Source organism: Myxococcus eversor (assembly GCF_010894455.1).
In the GTDB taxonomy this organism is placed as follows: domain Bacteria; phylum Myxococcota; class Myxococcia; order Myxococcales; family Myxococcaceae; genus Myxococcus; species Myxococcus eversor.
Genome location: NZ_JAAIXY010000006.1, coordinates 168922 through 188717 on the forward strand (window position 1 = coordinate 168922; position 19796 = coordinate 188717).

The 19796-nt window shown below is 69.5% G+C and carries 17 protein-coding genes; 6 read left to right on the forward strand and 11 right to left on the reverse strand.

Features of this window, described 5'->3' with window-relative positions; genetic code table 11:
* The first annotated feature begins 23 nt into the window (after positions 1-23).
* From G4D83_RS14255 to G4D83_RS14265, 3 genes are all read left to right on the forward strand, one after another.
* Complete coding sequence (locus tag G4D83_RS14255) at positions 24-680, forward strand: hypothetical protein (RefSeq protein WP_163865284.1); 657 nt, start codon at positions 24-26, stop codon at positions 678-680.
* 83 nt (positions 681-763) lie between these two features.
* Positions 764-1945, forward strand: coding sequence for a YcaO-like family protein (locus tag G4D83_RS14260; RefSeq protein ID WP_240356323.1), 1182 nt, complete (start codon positions 764-766; stop codon positions 1943-1945).
* Positions 1942-3294 (forward strand): TfuA-like protein, encoded by a 1353-nt coding sequence (locus G4D83_RS14265; protein WP_163865286.1) that lies wholly within the window; start codon positions 1942-1944, stop codon positions 3292-3294. Before G4D83_RS14260 ends, G4D83_RS14265 begins: the two co-directional genes overlap by 4 nt.
* A gap of 72 nt (positions 3295-3366) precedes the next feature.
* Here the strand turns inward: G4D83_RS14265 and G4D83_RS14270 are convergent, their stop codons facing one another.
* From G4D83_RS14270 to G4D83_RS14285, 4 genes are all read right to left on the reverse strand, one after another.
* On the reverse strand, positions 3367-4314 hold the full coding sequence (locus G4D83_RS14270; RefSeq protein ID WP_163865287.1) for a class I SAM-dependent methyltransferase: 948 nt from the start codon (positions 4312-4314) through the stop codon (positions 3367-3369).
* 74 nt (positions 4315-4388) lie between these two features.
* On the reverse strand, positions 4389-5483 hold the full coding sequence (locus G4D83_RS14275) for a lysylphosphatidylglycerol synthase transmembrane domain-containing protein (protein WP_163865288.1): 1095 nt from the start codon (positions 5481-5483) through the stop codon (positions 4389-4391).
* Between the two features lie 16 nt (positions 5484-5499).
* A complete protein-coding gene (locus G4D83_RS14280; protein ID WP_240356324.1) occupies positions 5500-5940 on the reverse strand; it encodes a CBS domain-containing protein in 441 nt (146 codons plus the stop codon).
* A gap of 134 nt (positions 5941-6074) precedes the next feature.
* Entirely contained in the window at positions 6075-6686 is a 612-nt protein-coding gene (locus G4D83_RS14285) for an RNA polymerase sigma factor (protein WP_163865289.1), read from the reverse strand.
* Positions 6687-6823: 137 nt separating this feature from the next.
* On the opposite strand from G4D83_RS14285, the gene G4D83_RS14290 reads away from it, so the two are divergent.
* Positions 6824-7207 (forward strand): response regulator, encoded by a 384-nt coding sequence (locus tag G4D83_RS14290; protein WP_163865290.1) that lies wholly within the window; start codon positions 6824-6826, stop codon positions 7205-7207.
* Positions 7208-7211: 4 nt separating this feature from the next.
* Here the strand turns inward: G4D83_RS14290 and G4D83_RS14295 are convergent, their stop codons facing one another.
* The 7 genes from G4D83_RS14295 to G4D83_RS14325 form a co-directional block, all read right to left on the reverse strand.
* Entirely contained in the window at positions 7212-11378 is a 4167-nt protein-coding gene (locus G4D83_RS14295) for a protein kinase domain-containing protein (RefSeq protein WP_163865291.1), read from the reverse strand.
* A 158-nt stretch (positions 11379-11536) separates the two neighbouring features.
* A complete protein-coding gene (locus tag G4D83_RS14300) occupies positions 11537-12313 on the reverse strand; it encodes a ZIP family metal transporter (RefSeq protein ID WP_163865292.1) in 777 nt (258 codons plus the stop codon).
* A 45-nt stretch (positions 12314-12358) separates the two neighbouring features.
* Positions 12359-13612, reverse strand: a complete 1254-nt coding sequence (locus tag G4D83_RS14305; protein ID WP_163865293.1) for a COG3014 family protein — start codon at positions 13610-13612, stop codon at positions 12359-12361.
* A gap of 45 nt (positions 13613-13657) precedes the next feature.
* Positions 13658-14266: a penicillin-binding protein activator LpoB gene (gene lpoB, locus G4D83_RS14310; RefSeq protein ID WP_163865294.1), complete on the reverse strand. Its 609-nt coding sequence runs from the start codon at positions 14264-14266 to the stop codon at positions 13658-13660.
* A 14-nt stretch (positions 14267-14280) separates the two neighbouring features.
* On the reverse strand, positions 14281-15108 hold the full coding sequence (locus G4D83_RS14315) for a hypothetical protein (RefSeq protein WP_163865295.1): 828 nt from the start codon (positions 15106-15108) through the stop codon (positions 14281-14283).
* Between the two features lie 16 nt (positions 15109-15124).
* Positions 15125-15691, reverse strand: a complete 567-nt coding sequence (locus G4D83_RS14320) for a hypothetical protein (RefSeq protein ID WP_163865296.1) — start codon at positions 15689-15691, stop codon at positions 15125-15127.
* 118 nt (positions 15692-15809) lie between these two features.
* A complete protein-coding gene (locus G4D83_RS14325) occupies positions 15810-17474 on the reverse strand; it encodes a mechanosensitive ion channel family protein (RefSeq protein WP_163865297.1) in 1665 nt (554 codons plus the stop codon).
* 171 nt (positions 17475-17645) lie between these two features.
* Here G4D83_RS14325 and G4D83_RS14330 point away from each other — a divergent pair, with 171 nt between their 5' ends.
* Positions 17646-18029 (forward strand): response regulator, encoded by a 384-nt coding sequence (locus tag G4D83_RS14330; protein WP_163865298.1) that lies wholly within the window; start codon positions 17646-17648, stop codon positions 18027-18029.
* A 5-nt stretch (positions 18030-18034) separates the two neighbouring features.
* Complete coding sequence (locus G4D83_RS14335; RefSeq protein WP_163865299.1) at positions 18035-19624, forward strand: multiheme c-type cytochrome; 1590 nt, start codon at positions 18035-18037, stop codon at positions 19622-19624.
* Positions 19625-19796 lie beyond the last annotated feature (172 nt).

Genomic DNA, 19796 nt, shown 5'->3' on the forward strand with positions numbered 1-19796 from the left:
CGTGGCCCATTCCCGAGGTGCGCATGGCAGGCAAGTACTCGTATTTCTTCTTCAAGCCCGACCGCGTGACCATCCTGGAGGGCTTCACCACCAAGCTCACGGTGTGGGGCGTCCCCACGGACAACCCCCAAACCCTGGAGAACGTGACGGACCGGATGGCCTTCGGCGTCGAGTCCGGAGATGGCTCCATCGCCATCTATCAGCCCGACCCGTCCCTCGTGGAGGTCTCCGGCGTCACGGCCAACACGAAGCCCTCGTTCGTCGTCGCCACGCCAAGGTCCAAGGACGGCACGTTCCCGGACATCAAGGCTCGCGCCGAATGCACCGTGGACCAGGCGGACCTCCTCATCTACGCGCCCGATGGGAACGTCTACTGGGTGAAGCCGGAGCAGTGGCAGAACGCCGAGAAGATTCCCATCGACAGCAAGAGCCTGAGCAGTGCCCTGAAGCCGCTGCTCGAGAACGAAGCCGTCGTGGCCAACATCCCCGAGCGTGTGGATTCCACCGCGTCGCGCGAGGGCCGCGTCCACGAGAGCCCGGACGCCAGGGCCGAGCCCATCACCTGCTTCCTGCTCAACCTCAACAGCATCCTCCTGAGCTACACGCCGGGCGCGCAGCTCAGGCCGCTGGAGCAGGACCCCTCCGCACGTCCCTCCACCAACACCGACAGCCAGCCTTGATGCGCACCGCCGCCCCCGACTCCACCCCCCCCGCGGCCTCCTCCGGGACGACCAAGCCGTTCCGGCATGGAACACACCGGGTGATGTCGCCCGAAGAGACGCTGGAGCGCGTGCAGCGGCTCATGCCCGTCATGGGCATCACCCGCATCGCGAACGTCACGGGGTTGGACACGATTGGAATCCCCGTCGTCATGGTGACGCGGCCCAATGCGCGCTCGCTGGCGGTATCCCAGGGGAAGGGCCTCACGCTCGCGGCGGCGAAGGCGTCCGGGGTGATGGAGTCCGTCGAGGGCTACCATGCCGAGCACATCTCGCTGCCGCTGAAGCTGGCCACGTACAACGAGCTGCGCTTCCGCTCGCCCGTCATCGACGTGACGGGGCTGCCGCGCCTGTCGGTGAGCCTGTTCCATCCCAACTGGCGCATGCTCTGGGTGGAGGGCGTGGACCTGCTGGGCAACGGTCCCCTGTGGGTGCCGTTCGACATGGTGCACACCGACTTCACGCTGCCGCTTCCCACCGGCAGTGGCGCGTTCCTCATGAGCAGCAATGGACTGGCTTCGGGGAATCACCTCCTCGAAGCGACGCTCCATGGACTGTGCGAGGTGGTGGAGCGTGACGCCACCGCGCTCTGGTACGCCCGAGGTGAGCGGCGGCAGGCCGGCACCCGGCTGGACCTGGGCACCGTGGATGATGTCGCCTGCCGCGAGGTGCTGGAGACCTACGAGCGCGCGGGCGTGGCAGTGGGGGTCTGGGAGACGACGAGCGATGTCGGGGTGCCCGCCTTCAGTTGCTACATCGTCGACCGGGAGCCGGAGCCCTTGCGCCCCGTCGCGGTGGCGGGCGGCATGGGCTGTCATCCCTCTCGCGGCGTGGCGCTGCTGCGCGCGCTGACGGAGGCGGCGCAGAGCCGGCTCACGCGCATCAGCGGGGCTCGGGATGACCTGCACCGCAAGGCATACGAGGACGCGCGGGAAGGTGTCGCGGCGGAGCGGCTCCGGACCCGGCTGCGCGAGGAGACACCGGTGCGCCGCTTCCAGGACGCGCCTCATCAGGATGCGGAGACGTTTGAAGAGGACCTCGCGTGGGTGCTGGCGAGGCTGCTCGCGGTGAGAGTGACTCAGGTGGTCGCGGTGGATTTGACGAAGCCGGAGCTGGGGCTGCCCGTGGTGCGAGTGGTGGTGCCGGGACTGGAGCCCACGCATGAGGCGCCGGGCTATGTGCCGGGAGCGCGCGCCCAGCGAGCGATGCGAGGGGACGGGACATGAAGGTGTTCATCTTCACGGGCCCCACGCTGCGAGCCGAAGAGGCTCGCGCGGAGCTGGACGGGGTGTACCTGCCGCCCGTGCAGCAAGGGGACGTCTACCGGGCCGCGATGGAGAAGCCGGCGGCCATCGGCATCATCGACGGCTTCTTCGAGCATGTGCCCGCGGTGTGGCACAAGGAGATCCTCTGGGCCTTGTCCGAAGGCATCCACGTCTTCGGCGCCGCGAGCATGGGCGCGCTGCGGGCCGCGGAGCTGGTGTCCTTCGGCATGGAGGGTGTCGGCGCCATCTTCGAGGACTTCCAGCGCGGCGTGCTGGAGGATGATGACGAGGTGGCGGTAGCGCACGCGAGCGCCGAGGACCACTGGAAGCCGCTGTCCGAGGCGATGGTGAATGTCCGCGCCACGCTGGCGGCGGCGCGCAATGCCCTGGTGGTGAGCGAGGACACGCGCGCGGCGCTGGAGCGACTGGCCAAGTCCCTCTTCTACGTGGAGCGCGTGTGGCCCACGGTGTTGAACCGGGCGGCGCGCGAGGGGCTTCCTGTCGCGGAGCTGGAGGCGCTCAAGGCCTGGCTGCCCGAGGGGCGCGTCGACGCGAAGCGCGCGGATGCGGTGGCGCTGCTGCGCACGATTCGAGCGCGGATGGAGGCGGGGCTCGGGCCCAAGGAGACGCGCTTCCCCTTCCAGCACACGGACGCGTGGGAGGAGGCGCGAAGGCGCGCGGGCAGACAGCCGTTGCGCTACGCGGCGAACCCCCTGGAGGGAGTGGCCTCCGAGGCGCTGCTCGATGAACTGCGACTGCGTGGAGGATTGAAGGAGGCGCGACGCTCGAGCATGGCGCGCGCGCTCGCGGTGGAGGAGGCGCGGCGGCTGGGGCGGGAGCCGGGCGCGGAGGAACTGCACGCGACGGAAGCGGCGTTGCTACACGAGCGACAGCTCACTCCCGAGACCTTCAAGCGGTGGAAGTCGGAGCAGTACGTCGACGATGTGTCTCGGCTGCTGCGCGACGAGTCGCATGTCCGCTGGGTGGAGACCCTGTTCGAGCCGGACGTGCTGCGCCACCTGGCGGACCACCTGCGTTTGACGGGCGAGTACGGCGCACTGGTGCAACGGGCGAAGGACAAGGAGGAGGTACTCGCGGAGGCGGGGCTCTCCGCGCCACGCCTGGAGGACGCGGGCATCACCGAGGGCGCCCTGTGGGCCTGGTACTTCGAAGAACACCAGGGACGGATGGTGCCGAGCCCGCTCCATCAGGCCGCGCGTGACGAAGGCTTCCCGGACATCGACTCCATGCGACGGGCCGCGCTGCGCGAGCTCTGCTACGTGCTCGCGAAGGCCGGCGAGGCAGCCTGATTCCTGGCCCAGCGAAGGTGCTGGGCCATTCACTCCGACGCAGGCGGCCCGACAGGCCGCCTCTTGCTGGAGTCAGCTGTTCCCGCGAGCCGGCTTCTTCTTCGGTGCCGCCTCCGGCTTCGCCTTCTGCGCCGAGGCCTTCCGCACCGAAGTCACCTTCTCCGTCGAGGACGGCTTCTTCGTCGCCATGACCTTCGGCGCCGACGTCTTCTCAGGAGTCCCCTGCTCCACCGCGCCCGGCTCTGGCTGCAGGACGAACACCCGGTCCAACCGCCGACTGCCGCGTGCCACGGGTGAGTTCACGTCGTAGTCGAAGTCATACGCGGCCAGCACGCGCAGCGCCGCGTTACGGAACAGCTTGCCCGCCTGCACCGCGTCGTACGTGCGGAAGAACCACGTCGTCTCGATGAGCCAGTCCTTCCCAGGCCCGGTGATGCGCAGTCGGTTGCGCATGGGCGAGCGTCGAGCGCGACGGTCCGGCAAGCCCTCGTGCGTGTTGCAGACGACCTTGTCCTTGCCCACGCGCCCCAGCCACCGCTCGTGCTCGGGCACACTCCGTGAGTAGTCCGTGAGGTGGAAGCCGAGGACATAGATGCCGTTCGGCTTGAGCAGCCGCCGCGTCCCCTTCAGGTGCGCCAGCGCCGCCGCCTCGCTGTCCAGGTACCGGAAGGTGGAGACCAGGTTGTGCGCGACATCCACCCTCCCCTCCAGCTCGGGCACGAAGAACTCCTCCATGCGAGACGGAGCCAGCTTCACCCGTCGGCGCTCCGCCGGAGTCAGCCGCTTGCGCGCATGCGCGAGCATGGCCTCGGAGATGTCGTAGCCCGCCACCTTCATGCCGCGACTGGCGGCCTCGGCCACCAACCGTCCCGCGCCACACGCGGGCTCCAACCACTGCGAGCCTCCCGTGCCATGACGCGCGCTGAGCGCCTGGAGGAAATCCGCCTCCCGCACGGTGTCGGTGCCGAAGATGGCCTCGTAGTACTCCGGGTGCTCGTACCAGTCAGTGCGTTTTTCCATGGATGGGTGCCCGTTCGGGCGCGCGCATCCTCAGGGCCCTCGCGTCGAAAGCCAAGTCAAAGCGCGTCAGCCCCTCACGCGGTCCGCTGTTCCGGTGACACCGCTGGCGAGCCAGCTGACGCGGCCCCCGGGCTCGACATCGCGTCACGCAACCGCACCCCGAGCATCCTTCGCAACAACACCACGCCCAGCGGCAGCGGCAACCACAGGGTGAACCCCCGAAGCAACATCACCGCCGTGAGCCCCACCTCCACGGGCACTCCCAGCGAGCTCAAAGTCCCCACCGCGGTGGCCTCGAACGTCCCCACGCCTCCCGGGATGATGCTCAGGGTCATCACCAGCGTCGCCAGCATGAACGCGGCGAACACATCCGGGAAGTCCACCGCGTTCCCCACCGCGAGGAGCATGCACGAGAGTGTGAGCGCATCCAGCAAGAAGGTCCCGAACTGCAAAGCGCCCGCGCGCAGCAGCAGCCACTTGTTCCGCACCAGCTCGGGAGGCACCTGGGAGATGGACTCCAGCAACCCCGTGAGCCCGGGGATGCGACGCGCCCAGCGCGGCGGCTGCCAGCCTCCATGCCGCGTCAGCCAGAGGATTCCAAACGGCACCGCGCACGCGAGCGCCGCGAAGGCCGTGGCCAGGCCCAGGATGGCCGCATGCAACTGGGCACGAAACCAGAGGGTGAGGATGGCGATGACCACGGCCACGGCATGCGCCGCGTAGAAGGACACCATGTCCACCAGCAGCGCCGCGGTCGCCACCCGAGGAGGAGCTCCTTCCTTCTGAAGCCCCTTCATCACCACCACCGAGCCACCGATACCCGCCGTGGGCACGAGCTGGTCGAAGGAGAGCTTCATCAACGACAGGCTCGCGGTGCGCATCCACGGAGCCTTCACCCCCGCCGCGCGCAGCGTCACCAGCCAGCAACCCGCCATCGTGAGGTACGAGAACACCTGAAGCACCGCACCCACCAGCAGCCACTCCGGCCGCGCGCGCTTCAGCATCAGGGCGAACTGGCGCGCCTCCCCGAAGCGCAGCACCACGAAGACGACGAACGCCACCAGCAACACCACGCCAGGAAGCCAGCCCCATACGCTGTTCCGTCGCGACGAGCCGTCCGCCGGCGCGGAGGAGACGGCGATACCAGAGCCGGAGTGTCCCTCGTGCATGAGCGCACCCACCCCATCAAGGAGCGGAGACTCCCGCCGAGTCGTCCGCGCGAGCCGCGACGGAATCGAGCAGCCGCGCCGCCATCCGCATGAAGTCGGCCTCGGTGACGATTCCCACCAGGCGCCGCTCGCGGTCCACCACGGGCAGACAGCCGAAGCGGTGGTCCAGCAGCTTGTAGATGGCGTCGCGCACCGGCAGGTCCGAGCGCACCATCTCCACATCCCTCGACATGATGCGCGCGACGGAGATGGGGTCCAGGTTCCGCGTCGAGAACTGGCGCGCCAACGCGCGAATCAAGTCGCGATGACTCACCAGCCCCACCAACCGTCCCTCCCGCACCACCGGCAGGTGCCGGATGTGGTTGAGCTTCAGCAGGTCGTCCACGCGGACCAGGTCATCGGTCTCCTCCAGCGTGACGACATCCCGGGTCATCAGGTCGCCCACGGCGAGCATCATGAGACTGCCTCCGCCCAAGCCGCGAGCCTCGCGCGCACCATGCGCCGCCCGGGCCGAGTCCTCTCCAGGGTGCGCCCGCGTCCCGCTTCGCGCAGCACCTGGGCGGACAGGCGGACAGGGGCCGGCGTCCCCACCTACCCCGATGCGCTGGAAATCAGACGCTCATCTCGCGCGAGCTCGCGAAGCCGGTCCTTCAGGCCCTTGAACTGCTGACGCAGGACGGCCGCCTTCTTGTGGAGTCCCTCGGAGGACTGGGTCCCCCCGAGCTCGCGCGCGACATCCAACCAGGACATCCGCCGGTCCACCCTCAGCACCAGGAGGTTGCGCTCGCCCGGCTCCAGCTTCGCGCGCAGGGTTCGGAAGCGGTCCTTCACGGGCGTCTGGAGCCAGGGCGCCGTGCCTGACCGCTCGACGTGCATGAGGCCGACCAGCTCCTGGCTCGCCACCCTGTCCCTGCGTGGCGAGGAGGCGGCGGACATCCGGTACGCGACATTGCGCGCCACGCGGTACGCCCACGTCCTGAACGAGCTCTCCCACCGAAAGCCTGGCAGGTCCCTCACCAGGCTCTCGCAGAAGATGCTGAAGGCCTCTCGCGCCTGCTCCGGCTCTCTCGACAACGTCACCAGCAACCTGCGTATCTCCGGGCCATAGCCCTCCACCGCTGCCTCCACCGCGCCCGCGGCGTCTCCCAGGCCGCAGTGCTCGCGAATCCTCCGCTCCAGCGCTTCTCTCTCCTTTGGCGACATCCTTCGCACCTCCCAGCGGATGGAATGGCGTCCGCCGTCATCGTGACGAAGCCGGTGTCCGAGTGAATTCACATCCATGCCGGCCCGTCCCCATCTCAGTGGACAGCGGCACGGCCGCCTCACCCAGAGACACCCGCATGCCTCTCATCCTCCTCGTCGACGATGATTCGACCCTCCTCGAAATCTACACCGAGGCTCTCGAACAACTGGGCTGCGACGTCGCCTCCGCGCCGGAAGGCGAGATGGCCCTGTCGCTCGCGCTTGCGCTGAAGCCGGACCTCATCCTCACCGACGTGATGATGCCGGGGATGAGCGGTCTGGAGCTGTGCCGGCGGCTGCGCGCGGATGAGCGGCTGTGTCGCATTCCGCGCATCGTCCACAGCAGCATGGAGTGCCGGCCCAGCGCGCCCGGTGAGGTCTTCCTGCGCAAGTCCGGAGAGCTGTCGGAGCTCTTGCGGTGTGTCGCGCAGGGCCTCGCCCATGGCGACCCGCCCTCCGCCGAGATGTCCTCCGCGGCGTGAGGCGTCAGTCCCACTCCGCCAGCAGCGCACGCGCGGCCCAGGCATCCGCGAGCACCTGCCTGCCGGAGTAGACTTCCTTCAGCGACTCCAACAGCACCCGCGCCTCCGCCGCCTCGCCGGTGTGACGCGCCAGTCTCGCCAGCTCCACGGCCGCGCCCAGCTCGTGCAGTCGAGCACCCGTGTCACGCGCCACCGCGAGCGAGCGTCGGAAGCACTCGCGAGCCTCGCCGACGTCCCTTCGTAGAAGCAGGAGCTGTCCCTGCACGCGCAGCAACGTCGCCAGGTGGTGACGCGCCACGCGCCCTTCCACGTGCACCCGGGCCTCGCGCACGGCGGCAAGTCCCTCGTCTACTCGCCCTCCCGCGAGGTACGCGCGAGCCAGCGTCGTCAAGCACCCGCCCTGGAGCAGCGTCGCCCCCATTCTCGTCATCAGCGCGATTCCCTCGTGGATGCGCGCGACACCGCCCTCCACGTCGCCCAGGAAGGCCAGTGAGAGGCCGTGCATGCAGATGCTTCCCACCAGGGGCAACGGGAAGCCGTACTCCACACAAAGGCCCACGGCCCGCCCTGACACCTCCAGCAACATCGCCGGGTCTCCACGCTCCAGCGCCAGCATCGCGCCGAAGAGGGACACCGTGGCGATGGCGTAGGGATGGCTCATGGACTCCGCGAGCGCGAAGGCCCGAGCCTGCGTCGCGAGCGCGGTGTCGGTGTGGCCCAGCACCAGCTCGCTCACCGCCAGGTACATCAGCGCGTGCAGGCACTGCTCGGAGGCATGCCCCAGCCTGCCGCCGCGAATCTGCGCGAGCTGCTCCGCCACGCCCTCCCGACCGAGCAGCGCCTTCACCTCCAGGCCATGGCTCCGACAGGACGTGTAGTCCGCCCGCCAGAAGGCCTGGCTGTTGAGCGCGCCGTGCAACACCACGCGCGTCTCCAGGTCCGCATGCGCGTCGCCCTGACAGCGGAAGAGCTCCGCGAGGTGGTCCATGCCCTCGCCATCGCCGCGCGCCAGCGCGATGTTCCACAGCCCCCAGAAGAGCGGCGTCGGAATGCACTGCGACGGGTCACATAGCGCGGCGGCTCGCGTGAAGACGTCCTCCACCTCGCGCGTGCCGAAGCCCTTCGAGGCCACCAGCGCCTGCCCCAGCTCCACGCGCAACACCATGTCGCATTCATCCCGCTCGCGGGAGGGGGGCAGGAGTTCGAGCTGCCCCAGCGCTCGCGTGTAGTGGCTGATGGCCTCCGGGAACGCCGACTTCGCGCCCGCGAGCTGGCCCGCGCTCCGCCAGGACTCCATCGCCTGCCGCGTCAGCCCCGCCAGCGTGGCGTGGTGGGCCACCATCTCCGGCTGCTCCTCCACCACCTCGGGGAACTGCTCGGAGAGCACCTGGACGACGCGGCCGTGGTAGCGCTGGCGCGTGCTGCGCAAGAGCGACTGGTAGGCCGCCTCTTGAATGAGCGCGTGTCGGAAGGCGTACGTGGTGCATGGCGGTTGACCCTGGCGGAAGAGCAACCCGGCCTGTTCCAGTCGCTCCAACTCCGGCTGCAGCTCGTCTTCCTGGAGGAAGGACACCGCGCGCAGCGTCTCGTAGTTGAACTCGCGTCCCAGCGTGGCCGCGAGCTGCACCTGGGAGCGCTGTCGAGGAGGAAGCTGGTCCAGGCGCGCGAGGAGCAGCTCGTGCAACACCGCCGGCACGGCGGAGAGCGTCTCGCCAGAGTCACCTCGCGCGGCCTCCTGCTCCAGCACCACGCGCGTCAGCTCTTCGACGAAGAGGGGGACGCCGTCCGTCCGTGACACCAGCCGCGCCACCGTGTTCGGAGCCAGGGCGCGCTGGCCCGCGACTTCTCGCACCAGGGCCGCGGTGGCCTCCGGAGGCAGGGGCTCCACATCCAGCGAATGGAACGCCGCGCTCTGTCCCCACGCATGCTCGAAGCCCGGGCGCGCGGTGAGCAGTACACACAGGCGAGTCCCCTCCAGTCGCTCCAGCAACACACCCAGGAACTGGAGGGTGGAAGGGTCCGCCCAGTGCAGGTCCTCCACCACCAGCACCACGGGGCGGCGCACGTCCTCATGGCGGAACAGCTCCACCAGGGCCTTCATCATCGCGGCCCGCTGCCGCTCACCGGACAGGTGAAGGAAGGGAGAGCCCTCCGGCACGGGCAGCGACAGGAACGCGGCGAGCGGACACGAGAGCTCCACGTCCACGCCCAACACGCCCAGGCGCTCCACCATCCGCTCCAGCTTGCGCTCGGGCGCATCGTCGCGCGCGAAGCCCAGGAAGCGCTGGAGCCAGTCGATGAGCGGGTGGAAGGCGCTGCCCGTCCCCCGCACACCGCACTGACACCGCGCCCAGGTGCTCGTGCCAGGAGCCTCGCGGTCGTGCAGCTCCTGGACGAGCCGCGACTTGCCGATGCCCGCCTCCCCTCGCAGCAGGACGCCCACGCCGCGCCCTCCCAGCGCCTCCGCCCGCCACGTCGTGAGGCGCTGGAGTTCCCGCTCGCGCCCCACCAGCGGCGACAGCGCGCCGACCACGAGCGCCCGGTCGAAGCGGCTCGCCCCCGGCCTCTCTCCCAGCGCCTCGTGCACGTCCAGCCATGACGTGCCCGACAGTCCCTCGAAGGCCCAGGCGCCCAGCGAGCGCGTGCGGATGCGGCCTCGCACCAGCGCATGTGTTCCCTCCGTGAGCAACACCGCGTCCGGTCCCGCCTGCGCGGCCAGCCACGAGGCCACCTTCGGCGCTTCACCCTGCATGGGAGGCGCGGTCCCATGCAGCAGCGGCGACGCATCCGCCAGCGCGACACGGTCCGTGTGCAGCCCCACCTTCACCACCACGCCCGGAGGCCCCAGCCCCGCCAGCTCACCGGGCAGCACCTCTTGCAGTCGCAGCGCCGCGCGCACCGCTCGCTCCGAATCCCCCTCGCGCGCCACGGGGAAGCCGAAGCACGCGAGCACCTCCGCGCCCACCGCGAGCGTCATCGCCCCCTCGTGCTCGTGGATGATGCGCGTGCAGCCCTGGTGGAAGGCGCCCTCCAGCTCGCTGCAATCCTCCGGGTCCAGGCGCTCCATGCCGCCGCGCTCCTGCGCGAGCCGACACGACACCAGCGTCACCAGCCGTCGACCGGAGACGCTCGAACGCGAGGCCGGGGTGGCGTCCAGTCCCAGGAGTCGCCGCAGGCCGCGCAGCCGCTCCAGCAGCTCGCCTCCGTTCGCGGGACGCTCCCCCGGGTCCTTCGCCAGCGCCGAGGCCACCAGGCGCACGAGCTCTTCTGGCAAGCCGGGACACCGCCGGCTCACCGAGGGCATGGGCTGTCCGGAAGGAATGTGCAGACGCAACTCCGGCGCCTTCGCGGAAGGCAGCGGGTGCTCTCCGGTAAGCAGCTCGTAGAGCAACAGCCCCACGGCCCACACATCGGCTCGCGCGTCCGGAGGCTCGCCCCGCCATTGCTCGGGCGCCATGTACGCGGGCGTCCCGGCGCGAGCGGCCTCGGGAGCCAGGGCGGGCCCGGCCGGTGAGCGCGCAAGGCCAAAGTCGAGCAGCTTCGCTCTGCCATCCGCGAGCACGAAGACATTGGCGGGCTTGAGGTCGCGATGCACCAGGCGCCGCTCATGCGCATGCGCGAGCCCCGCCGCCACGTCCGTCATCAAGTCCAACGTGCGACGCAAGTCGGGCCGCTCCCGGCGCAGCAGGCGCTGCAGCGACTCGCCCTCCAGGAACTCCATCACCAGGAAGGGCACACTCAGCGGCACCTCCTCGCCTCGCGCCAGCGCGCCGGTGTTCCACGCGGACACGTCATGGATGCGGACGATGTTCTCGTGGTCCAGCCGCGCAATCGCCTGCGCCTCCTCGCGCAGCGCGGCCAGCAACGAAGGCGTGGCGGGCCCCCGGTGCGCTGCGAGGAACTTCAGCGCCACCGTGCGCCACAGTTCGTGGTCCACCGCCCGGAACACCTGCCCCATGCCACCACCGCCCAGGAGCCCGAGCACCTCGTACCGACGGCCGTCCAATCCGCCCAGTCGGTCTCCCAGGAGCGGCACCGGACTCGCGGCGCCCCCGTGGATGAGCCCCTGGAGCACCGCGTCCTCGAACTCCGAGCCCGCTCGCGTGGGCGAGTTCGCCGCCTCCGGGGAGACTGCCCCCGGGCCCTCCACCATGCCTCTGGGTGTGCTCATCGCGCGGGCCCTCCGTCGGGGCCACCGCCCGCCCGTCCGTCAGCCCAGGCAGGTGCTCCCCTCCCAGAGGGAGAGGGCGACGCGCCGGCGTTTGTGACGGAGAAACGTTTGTGACGAGGAAGCCTTACGGCCGAGGCTCGACACCCGAGCAGACAGGCTCAGTGCGCCGGATGCCCCATGAGTCGCGCCAGCCCGAACATCAGCGCCAGGCCCACGAACAGCGCCAGCACGTTGCGCCCCGGCTGGTCCTTGCCGTGCCGATGCACGTGCGGCAGCAAGTCCGACACGGCGATGTACAGGAACGTGCCCGCGGAGAAGGCCAGCGCCTTGGGCGCCATGCTCTCGAAGCGCAGCACCGCGTCGAAGGCGAAGTACAGCAGCGCGCCCGCCGGCACCATCAGCCCGTACAGCACGGAGAGCAGGAGGATGGAGCTTTTCGAGCGCCCCTCCGTCTTCAGGATGGAGGCGAGCGACAGCGCGGAGGGGACCTTGTGAGCGACGATGGCGAGCAGCGCCATCAACCCCACGCCCTCCTCCACCGCCGAGCCCAGGGCGATGCCGTCGAACAGCGTGTGCGTGGAAAGCCCGAGGAACGCGGTGAGCCCCAGCACCTGCCCGGCCTGCCCGGGAGGACGCCCGCTGCCGGACATGTGGTCTCCGGGCAGGTCCTCACCCGCGTGCGCGACGAGGTAGCGCTCCAGCACCAGCAGGAACACGAAGCCACCGGGCACCAGCGCGAAGGCCCACCAGCCTCCGCCCTCGTACGCCTCCGGCAGCATGTGGAAGAAGGCCGCGCCCAGCATCACGCCCGCGGCGAAGGCGAGGAAGCGAACCAACTGCGTGGGCCGCTGGTTCCACAACACCACCATCGCGCCCAACAGCGCGCCGACGACGACGATGAGGGAGTAGAGGGCCACCGTGGCCAGGACCGACATGGGGCGCGCACCCTACAACAAAACGGCCAATACAAAACCGCCGACTCAGTAGCGCCGCACCACCACCAGCCCCACCCGGCCCGGCTTCACGTCCACCGTGTGCTCCGTCACCCGGCCCCCCGCCTCCACACGCACCGTGTGGCTCCCCGCCGACACCCGGAAGCGCGCCACCTGGAACTCCGCGGGCAAGGAAAGCCAGGAACGCAGGTCTGGGGCATTGCCAGCGTTGAGCAGGAGGAAGGCCAGGATGCCCAATTCCTCGCTCTTCGTCACCGCGCCCAGGCCCGCCGCCAGGCCCGCCTTCACCGCCGCGCCCGCGAGCTGCTTGGCGAGCATCCCGCCGATGCGGGTGTCCAGGTGCAGCCGCGCGACGTCCGCCAGGGACGTCACCGTCACCGCGCGCTCGTCCTGGTCGCCCAGCTTCACGCGCACCGACGGCGCGCTGCCCCGGTCCCGGTAGACAGGCACCTCGATGAGGTTGCCGCCGCCACTGCCATGGTCGCGCGACGCGGGCTGCTTCTCCGGCGACAGCCCCGCTTCCACGACGACCACGACTTGGGATTCGTCGCGGGCCAGCGGCGGGTGGGCCACCTCCGGGTACTTCTCCTTCAGCGCCGCGTAGACGTCATCGCGGCCGGTGTACTTCGACAGCCGCAGGAGCGGCTCCACCAGCGAGCCCAGCCGGGGCTCCAGCTCGTACGCCTTCGCATAGTCGATATAGGCCGAGTCCCAGTCGCGCTGGTCCTCGCGGATGACGCCGCCCAGGTAGCGGGCAATCGCGAGCTGCTGGTACGGCTTCTTCTCCTCGGTGACCATCTTCTGGAGGCGCTCGTTGACCTGACGCACCTCCACCATGGCCGCCTCGTCGTCCTCCAGCTCCGCGTAGTTGAGCGCCTGGAAGACGGAGATCATCAGCTTCTCGAAGTCCTCGCCGCGGTAGGCGCGCTGACGCTCGTTGGTGATGAGCGCCCCCGCCTCCTCGCTGACGGAGACTCCGTCGAGCTGCGCGCTGAGCTTCTCCGCCTCCTCCAGCACCGCGTTGCTCTCCGTCCACTTGCCCGCGGAGTGCAGCAGCATGCCCTTGTCCAGGAGCACGAGCAGCGCGTCCTTCCCCGAGCCCTCCTTCTCCATGGCGTCGAGCTGCGCGAGCGCCCCCGGATAGTCTTCCGACTGGTACGACGCGCGGACGCCTCGCGTGCGCGCCACGTAGTCACCGGCGCAACCCGTCAGCAGCAGCACGCTCGCCAGCGCGAGCACGCCCCCGAGAGGGCGCGCCGGATGGCGGAGAGGAGGAGTCATGAGCAGTCGAGCCTTCGCGTGGAGCCAGCGGCTGGCATCAGCGTGCTACCAGCTGACGCCGCGCTTCTCGAACTTCTTGCGGATCTGCTTCTCGTCCGTCCACTCGATGAGGCCGGTGCGCACGTTGCTCAGCTTCGCCGTCATCTTGTAGTACACGAGCTTGTCGCGGCCGACCTCCTGGATGATGGAGGCCAAATCCCCCGTCATCATGAAATCGACGGAGACCTGCGCGCCCGGGCCCTTCGCGGCGTTCGGGTCCACGTAGCCCGACTGCTGGTACTCGTACTCCTCCGCGATGTCCTGGCGCGCGGCCTGGTCCACCATGGCGAAGCGGCCCGTCTGCGCGAGCGCCGTTTGAATCTTGTCTCCCAGCGAGCGCATGTCGATGTGCTCGGACGTGCTGTTCTTCAGCTTGCCCACGAGGACGATGGGCAGCGAGCCGTCGGGACGCGGCGTGGAGAAGCGCGGCGAGGTGGCCAGCGACTCCGCCATCTTCTTGGCGATGAGCTGCAGGTCATTCTCGTTGAACTGGTCCGACAGCATCTCGATTTCGTTCGGGTCTTCGTATGAGCCGCGCGTGTACGCGCGCGGTCCACTGCACGCGACGAGCGAGGCGGCGAGGCAGGCGGTCAGGATGAGGCGATGGGTCTTCATGGTGCGTATGACTCCTAGTTCCATTCGCATTCGAAGCGGCTGCCCTCGAAGTTCCACTTGTAGTTGAGCACCGCGTCACGGCGATACCCGGCCGTCAGGCGGCACAGGCTCATGAGCGAGGCGCGGGGATAGTCGAAGGTGTAGCTCTGCGACTTCGCCCGCTCCTGCGGCGTGAGCTGAGAGGGATGGGTGAGCGTGGGGCTGGCGCTGGCGACCACCAGCACGTTGTGCTTGCCGTACGTCTTCAGCGGCACCCGCCCCGACAACTGCACGCGGCGCACCGTGCGCGCGACGAGGATGTCGCTGCGGTCCACTGTCGTCTCGTGGCGGTTGCGGCGCTGGAGCAGGTCCGTGATGTTGGCGCTGAAGACGCGGGTGAGGTCCCCGTCGTCGACGAAGAAGTAGAGGAACGCCTCGCGCGCGACGCGGCTCTCACCGGTGAAGTCCATCGTCACCAGCAAATCCAACTCCCGGTTGGGGGCGATTCCGTGGCGCGACACCGCCGCGAGCACCGTCTTGTCCACGCCCGCCTTCTTCAACTTGATGAGGCCGTCCGCGCTGGCGTCACACGCGCAGCGGCGCTCCTCAATCATCTTCACCAGCTGCGCGGGCTCGAAGCCGGCCTGGGACAGCTTGGTCAGCTCCTCGTCCGTGAGGGGAAGCTGGTCCGAGCGCTCGTAGATTCGCGGGAGCTGGTTCGGGTCCCACTGGATGATGTTGTAGGTCTGCGTGGTGCCCGTGGGAAAAGGCAGGGCGACCTGCGGGCCTCCACTCGAGGAGAAGCTGACGGGCGCCTGACTGGCGGCCAACGTCAGGGCGGCTGCGAGCACTTGGGCAATCATGGCGAACAGCCTCCCCTTAGAACCTGTAACCGATGGACATGCCCAGCCGGTGCGTCACGCCGCCACCGCCGATGGGGATGTCCGGGTTGTAGTTGAGCCCCAGGAGGATGTTGTCCCGGTGGCCCATCAGCACCTCGGCGCCCAACTGCGGGGAGATGCCGAAGCGCAGGCCCTCCGCCTCCGGAATCACGATGGCGCCGGCCCGCAGGCCCGCGGTGAACACCAGCGGCCAGCCCCACGTGCGGAAGCGCGGGCCCACCATGCCGATGAAACGGCCTCCGTCGAAGACGTACGCGGCGCTCGCGTCGAGCGAGAACCAGTCCGCGCCCCACAAGGACAGCGTGGCGCCCACGTACAGCGGAGGGCCGGAGGGCGCGTCCTCGGGAGGCTCCCTGTCGTTGATGGCCGCGCCCCAGTCGAGCTGCAGCGACACGCCCTGGCTGTTCGAGCCGGAATAGCCGCCCTTGCCATACTCGGATTCCTCGGGCCCATCCGTGCGGCCCCGGTCCTGCGCGGCGGCGGTCAACGGCGCCGCGACGGCCAGCGACAGAAGGGCTCCGCACAACCTGGAATGACGCTTCATCTCGAAGACTCCCACATGCGGTAGGTGCGAAAATTCCGACTGCAACGACGGTGCGGCGTCCCCAATATTCAAAACACCCTCCCGTCAGGCAAGGGCCCCTTGCGTCTCTCCCGCTCTCTCAGGAGGTGCGAGGCCCCGTGGGTGGCAGGTCCTGGGGGGCATCCGGCTGGGGGTCCCGAGCCTCCGGGGGCGGCAGCGCGGTGGGGGCCTGCCGGGACTCCGTGCGGGTGAAGGGCAACCACTCGGGGTGCGCCCGCAGGAAGCCGACCAGCCTCTCACGGACGAGGGCGCGCAAATCAAAGAGCTTGTCCGGGTTGGCCGCGCTGACGAGCGCGCGGACGGTGAGCGTGCGGTCCTGCGCCTCCAGCACGACGACGGACTGGAGCCGGCCGTCCCACAGGTGCCTGGCGTCCTGCTCGACGATGCGCCGCAGCTCCCCGCGCACCGCGTCCACGTCCGTGGAGTAGTCCACCTGGAGGGTGACGGCGCCGAGCATCTCCGTGCTGGACTTGCTCCAGTTCTGGAAGGGCTTGTCCAGGAAGTACGTAATCGGGATGACCATGCGGCGCTGGTCCCAGACGCGCAGCACCACGTACGTGAGGGTGATTTCCTCCACGGTGCCGAACTCGGTCTCCACCACCACCTGGTCGCCGATGCGCACCGGCTGGGTGATGGAGAGCTGGATGCCGGCGAGCAGCGTGGCGATGGACTTCTGCGCCGCGAGGCCGATGACGATACCGGCGATTCCGGCGGACGCGAGCAGCGACACGCCCACGTTGCGCACCACCTCGAACTGCATCAAGAGCAGCGCGGCGGCCACCACGTACGTCGCCGCCTCGAAGACGGCGCGCAGCACCGCGAACTGGGTGCGCAGCGAGCGGGCCCGGCCCGCGTCACGCAGATCGGCCGACACGCGGTTCTGCACGAAGTTGGCGAACACCCGCAGGAAACGCAGGATGAACCACGCCACCGCGATGATGATGAGCGAGTAGCTCAACCGGTTGAACAGCGTCTGCACCGGGCGCGGCAGCAGCAGGAGCGACGTGCCCACCGCCAGGAGGATGGCGAAGTAAGGCAGCCGCAACGGCCCCCGCCCCGCCGCCACCAGCTGGTCATCCAGTGTGACGTGCGTCCACTTCGCCAGCCGCAGGCCGAACCCGAGCGTCAGCCGCTCCAGGAGCAGGGCCAGCCCCACCGAGCCCAGGAGCGTCACCAGCAGGCCCAGCCACTGCCAGGGCTCCAGGCCGAACACGGTGCCGGAGAAGAAGAAGGGCGGCAGCCACTCCGCCACGCGGGGGCCGTACGTCTCGAAGAGGGGGTCCACCATCCGCACGGTGGACTCGCTGAACACCCAGACCAGGCCGCCGTCCTGGGCCACCCGCTGGACGCGGATGGACACGTTGGCGCCTTCCAGGGGGATGACGCCCAACTGGTCGAAGCGGGGGTCGGCCGGGTCACCCTCCGGGGCCTTGCTCAGGAGAGACAGGTCGATGGAGAGCTTGCGGTCCAGGACGAACTTGAGCCGGCGGGCGAGCTGGGCGCCCCGCTCGGGCTGCTGGGCGCGGGGGATGAAGTCCAGGTCCAGGTAGTGCGCCGCCGTGGCGTAGTCCCCCCGGTGGGCCGCGGCCAGGAACCCCTGGGTGGTGGAATGGGGGGACAGCCGGTCCACGGGGGCCGAGGGCGGGCCCAGGCCCGAATTGAGCGCCGCGACGGGCAGCGTCCAGAGGAGACTCCCCACCAGGAGAAGGGCCGTCCAGGCTCGTCGGCGGTCTCGGTGCATCATGGCGCCCTCCATACTCCTTTTCGGTGGCTTTGCCGGAAGAAGTCAGGCCCGCTCCCCCGGCCGGACCACCGGGAGGGGGACGTCCGAGACACCACCCCGTCTTACCCCGTGGGAAAGGCATTGGTGCACCGGGTGGGGGTAGGATAGAAACGGAGCCCAAGGAAGGTCGACGTGTCCGAGAAGCGAAGAATCCTCCTGATTGACGACAGCGAAATCACGCTCGCCATGGAGAAGGCCGTGCTGGAAGCACGCGGCTACGAGGTCGTCGCCACCTCCACGCTCATGGAGTTCGAGAAGACGCTCCAGACGTGGAGGCCGGACCTCATCCTCACGGACATCCACATGCCCGAGGCCAAGGGCACCGACATCTGCCGCACGTTGAAGAACGAGTACGGCACCCAGGACATCCCCATCGTCCTGTTCTCCAGCCTCCCCGACGTGGAGCTGTCCAAGCTGGCCGAGCAGGTCGGCGCCGACGGCTTCCTGTCGAAGGAGAACGGGCTGGAGGCCATGGGCGAGAAGATCGACGAACTGGTGCAGAGCATCCTCTGGTGAACCGCATGCGGCGCCCCGTCCTCCTCGCCGCCCTCGGGGGCCTGGTGCTGGTGCTGGTGCTCGGTGGATGCATGCGCAAGGAGCCGCCGCCCCACCCGCCCGAGCCCGAGGCGGGTGTCAGCGCGACGTCAGCCCCCGGCGCCATCCTCTTCGTCTCCGCGGACACGCGCGGCTACCTGGGCCCCTGTGGCTGCAGCGAGAACATGCGCGGCGGCATCGCCCGGGCGGCCTTCCAGGTGCGCGAGGCGCGACAGGGCACCCTGCCCGTGCTGTACGTGGACGGCGGCAACAGCCTCTTCGGTGAAACCACGCTCAAGCCCGGCCAGGTTCCCCAGGAGGAGCTGAAGGCGAAGGCGCTGGCGGACGCCATGCGGTTGATGGGGCTGGCGGTGCGTGCCACCGGGCCCCTGGACGACACGCGCGGCGCGGACTTCCGACAGGGGCTGGGACTGCCCGAAGTCGCTGACGGCGCGGTGAAGCTGCTGCCCGCGGGCTCGCGCAAGGTAGCCGTCGTCGCCGCGGACTCGCCGGCCCAGCTCGTGGCGGCCAGTGCCAGGGCCCGCGCGGAGGGCGCGGACTTCGTGCTGGGGCTCTTGGATGCGCCCTTGGAAGAGGCGCAGAAGGCGGCGGAGACGCCGGGGCTCGCGGTGGACGTGCTGGTGGCCACGCGCTCCGCCACGGAGATGAGTGGGGAGCAGAACCGGCTGGTGAAGGCGTCGGTGCCCGTCGTCGCGCCGCAGAGCAAGGGCCGCTCGCTGGTGCGCGTGGACCTGAGCTACGCGCACCAGCCGGGACGCTTCACGCTCCAGAAGGGCCAGGCCGACCTGGAGCGCGAGGTGGCCGCGCTGGAGCAGCGCACCGCGCTCCTGGACAAGGAGATCAACCTCCCGGGCATCGACCCGAAGCTCAAGGCGCTCAAGCAGGCCAAGCGCGACGAGCTGGTGGCGCGCAGGCAGGCGCTGGTGACGGCGCCGCCCGCGTCATCGCCGGACGTGAATGGCTTCACGGTGCGCTTCGTGCCGCTGGAGTCGGGGCTGCCCTCGTCGCCGGACGCGCAGGCCCTGGTGGCGCGCTACGACGCGGAGGTCGGCAAGCTGAACCTCGCGTGGGCGAAGGAGCACGGGCAGGACTGCCCCGTACCCGCCAAGGGCCAGTCGGCCTTCGTCGGCAACGAGCCGTGCCGCTCGTGCCACGAGGAGTCCTTCCCCGTGTGGGAGAAGTCCAAGCACCACCACGCCTGGGAAACGCTGGAGGAGGTGGGCAAGCAGCACCACCTCAACTGCGTGGGTTGCCATGTCACGGGCTGGGAGCAGCCCGGAGGCGTGTGTCGCCTGGACAAGGTGGCGGGGCGCGAGGACGTGGGCTGTGAGAGCTGCCACGGTCCGGGCTCCGCGCACTCGGACGAGCCGAGCGCGGACAACATCATCGCCTCGCCCGGCGAAGCGGTGTGCGTCACGTGCCACAACCCGGAGAACTCGCCCCACTTCGACTTCGCGACGTACCTGCCGCGAATCCTGGGGCCGGGACATGGAAAGCCCGTGGACGCCCAGCCGCCGGGCAAGCCAGCGGACGCACCGAAGCCCGCCAAACCGTAATCACGTGTCAGCGCCTGGCCGCTCGTACCCACGGAGCGTGCAGAGATAAGCCTTACCGCGCGACTCGTTGTTTGACTGTCAAGAAAAAGCGCGAATACTTCGGCCTTCGCCTGCTTCTGGGCGCACTCTTCCTGCGACCAAATGCTGCCTCTCTGCCTGCTCGTGCTGAACC

What these genes read in the sequence shown, in the direction of transcription:
- G4D83_RS14255 (WP_163865284.1), top strand. Translation starts at nt 24, where the DNA reads ATGGCAGGCAAGTACTCGTATTTCTTCTTCAAGCCCGACCGCGTGACC.
- G4D83_RS14260 (WP_240356323.1), top strand. Translation starts at nt 764, where the DNA reads ATGTCGCCCGAAGAGACGCTGGAGCGCGTGCAGCGGCTCATGCCCGTC.
- G4D83_RS14265 (WP_163865286.1), top strand. Translation starts at nt 1,942, where the DNA reads ATGAAGGTGTTCATCTTCACGGGCCCCACGCTGCGAGCCGAAGAGGCT.
- G4D83_RS14270 (WP_163865287.1), bottom strand. Translation starts at nt 4,314, where the DNA reads ATGGAAAAACGCACTGACTGGTACGAGCACCCGGAGTACTACGAGGCC.
- G4D83_RS14275 (WP_163865288.1), bottom strand. Translation starts at nt 5,483, where the DNA reads ATGCACGAGGGACACTCCGGCTCTGGTATCGCCGTCTCCTCCGCGCCG.
- G4D83_RS14280 (WP_240356324.1), bottom strand. Translation starts at nt 5,940, where the DNA reads ATGATGCTCGCCGTGGGCGACCTGATGACCCGGGATGTCGTCACGCTG.
- G4D83_RS14285 (WP_163865289.1), bottom strand. Translation starts at nt 6,686, where the DNA reads ATGTCGCCAAAGGAGAGAGAAGCGCTGGAGCGGAGGATTCGCGAGCAC.
- G4D83_RS14290 (WP_163865290.1), top strand. Translation starts at nt 6,824, where the DNA reads ATGCCTCTCATCCTCCTCGTCGACGATGATTCGACCCTCCTCGAAATC.
- G4D83_RS14295 (WP_163865291.1), bottom strand. Translation starts at nt 11,378, where the DNA reads ATGAGCACACCCAGAGGCATGGTGGAGGGCCCGGGGGCAGTCTCCCCG.
- G4D83_RS14300 (WP_163865292.1), bottom strand. Translation starts at nt 12,313, where the DNA reads ATGTCGGTCCTGGCCACGGTGGCCCTCTACTCCCTCATCGTCGTCGTC.
- G4D83_RS14305 (WP_163865293.1), bottom strand. Translation starts at nt 13,612, where the DNA reads ATGACTCCTCCTCTCCGCCATCCGGCGCGCCCTCTCGGGGGCGTGCTC.
- lpoB (WP_163865294.1), bottom strand. Translation starts at nt 14,266, where the DNA reads ATGAAGACCCATCGCCTCATCCTGACCGCCTGCCTCGCCGCCTCGCTC.
- G4D83_RS14315 (WP_163865295.1), bottom strand. Translation starts at nt 15,108, where the DNA reads ATGATTGCCCAAGTGCTCGCAGCCGCCCTGACGTTGGCCGCCAGTCAG.
- G4D83_RS14320 (WP_163865296.1), bottom strand. Translation starts at nt 15,691, where the DNA reads ATGAAGCGTCATTCCAGGTTGTGCGGAGCCCTTCTGTCGCTGGCCGTC.
- G4D83_RS14325 (WP_163865297.1), bottom strand. Translation starts at nt 17,474, where the DNA reads ATGATGCACCGAGACCGCCGACGAGCCTGGACGGCCCTTCTCCTGGTG.
- G4D83_RS14335 (WP_163865299.1), top strand. Translation starts at nt 18,035, where the DNA reads ATGCGGCGCCCCGTCCTCCTCGCCGCCCTCGGGGGCCTGGTGCTGGTG.